Origin of the sequence: Moorena sp. SIO3E8 (assembly GCF_010692445.1) — a bacterium.
Taxonomy (GTDB): domain Bacteria; phylum Cyanobacteriota; class Cyanobacteriia; order Cyanobacteriales; family Coleofasciculaceae; genus Moorena; species Moorena bouillonii.
In genome coordinates this window covers 1-1,843 of sequence record NZ_JAAHHM010000326.1, presented here as the reverse complement: position 1 = coordinate 1,843, position 1,843 = coordinate 1, and the positions used below count along the sequence as shown (strand labels likewise).

The following is a 1,843-nucleotide window of genomic DNA, read 5'->3' as shown; positions in this document are numbered from 1 at the left end:
AAAAGAAATAGTCGCAAGTACCAATGAATAAGTCTAAAACGATGGGATTCTCCCATACCTCGGAATGGAATAAGGTCAATTGGCGTAAGTTAAAACGAGCCCTATTTAAGTTGCAAAAACGAATATTTCGAGCCTCCCAACGTGGCGATGTTCGCGCGGTTAGACGACTACAAAAAACCTTGATGAAGTCTTGGACTGCAAAAATGATTGCGGTGCGTAGGGTCACACAAGATAACAAGGGTAAGAAGACGGCTGGGGTTGATGGTATCAAATCATTAACACCATTACAACGTCTGTCCCTAGTTAACAACTTGAAAGTCTGCGGAAAGGCCAAACCAACTCGACGGGTTTGGATTCCCAAACCTGGTAAAGGTGAAAAACGCCCACTAGGCATCCCTACCATGTATGACCGAACATTGCAAGCTCTTGCCAAACTGGCATTAGAACCAGAATGGGAGGCACAATTTGAACCTAATTCATATGGGTTTAGACCAGGACGCTCAGGCCACGATGCCATCGAAGCAATATTCAACAGTATCAAACAAAAACCAAAATGGGTTCTAGATGCTGATATTGCCAAATGCTTCGATAAAATCAACCACGATGCACTTCTGAGAAAATTAAATACTTATCCATCCATGAAACGTTTAATACGTTCCTGGCTCAAGGCTGGTGTGATGGACAATGACACATTCTCCACTACAGATAAGGGCACACCACAGGGGGGAGTAATATCCCCTCTACTGGCCAACATAGCCCTTCACGGCATGGAAAAACGGATTAAACAATATGCCGAAACATTACCCGGAAAAAAACGGGATAACAAATCAGCCTTAAGTTTGGTTCGATATGCTGATGATTTTGTCATCATGCACAAAGACCTAACCGTGGTAGAAGAATGCCAGAAGGTCATCAACCTATGGTTGATGGACATGGGCTTGGAACTAAAATCAAGTAAGACCAGGATTACCCACACCATGGATGGATTTGACTTTCTCGGATTCAATGTCCGTCAATATCAGGTTGGTAAAAACCAGTCAAAACAAGGTTTTAAGACCATCATCAAACCATCTAAACAGAAAATCCACAAGCATTATGAGCAGCTTTCCTCTGTTATTGATAGATATAAAGCTGCTCCACAGAAGGCTCTAATTAGCCGACTCAAACCCATTATAACAGGTTGGTGTAATTATTACAGCACAGTCTGTAGCAAAGAAACCTTGGCCTATGGCCACGCTACGCGAACAACGACCTGGGGAATATGTTATGGAATAAACTCCAACGGTGGGGGTACAGAAGGCATCCAAAGAAATCAAAAACCTGGGTAAACCAGAAATATTGGGGAACCATCTCAAACGACAACTGGGTATTCATGGCACAGGAAGATAACTATCTACCGAAACATGCTTTGACACCAATTGTTAGACATGTCAAAGTCAAAGAATCCAGAAGTCCTTACGATGGAGACCTAATCTATTGGAGTACCAGAATGGGTAAGCATCCTGTTTTGACCAATCAAAAGGCCAGACTTTTAAAAAGGCAAAAAGGGAAGTGCTCCCACTGTGGTCTTACCTTTAGGGACGAAGATTTATTGGAAACACATCACATTATACCGCGCTCCATTGGTGGAAATAACACAGACGACAATCTGGAACTACTTCACCTACATTGCCACGATGTCAGACACGGTTCTACCGTAAAAACCAGTCATGAGCTTGATGCCCATCCCTGGTAGAGGTACCAATGTCAATGGTTCCTACAACGAGGAGCCGGGTGAAGGGAAACTTTCACGCCCGGTTTTGAAGACGAGTCAGTGAGGTGACTCACTGGCTTAGTTTAATGG

The 1,843-nt window shown here is 43.4% G+C and carries 2 protein-coding genes; both read left to right on the top strand.

The features are described from left to right. Positions 1-23: 23 nt before the first annotated feature. Positions 24-1,328, top strand: coding sequence for a group II intron reverse transcriptase/maturase (gene ltrA, locus F6K46_RS39495; RefSeq protein ID WP_293068934.1), 1,305 nt, complete (start codon positions 24-26; stop codon positions 1,326-1,328). Positions 1,329-1,372: 44 nt separating this feature from the next. Then, positions 1,373-1,735: an HNH endonuclease gene (locus tag F6K46_RS39490; RefSeq protein ID WP_293068931.1), complete on the top strand. Its 363-nt coding sequence runs from the start codon at positions 1,373-1,375 to the stop codon at positions 1,733-1,735. The last annotated feature ends 108 nt before the right edge of the window (positions 1,736-1,843 follow it).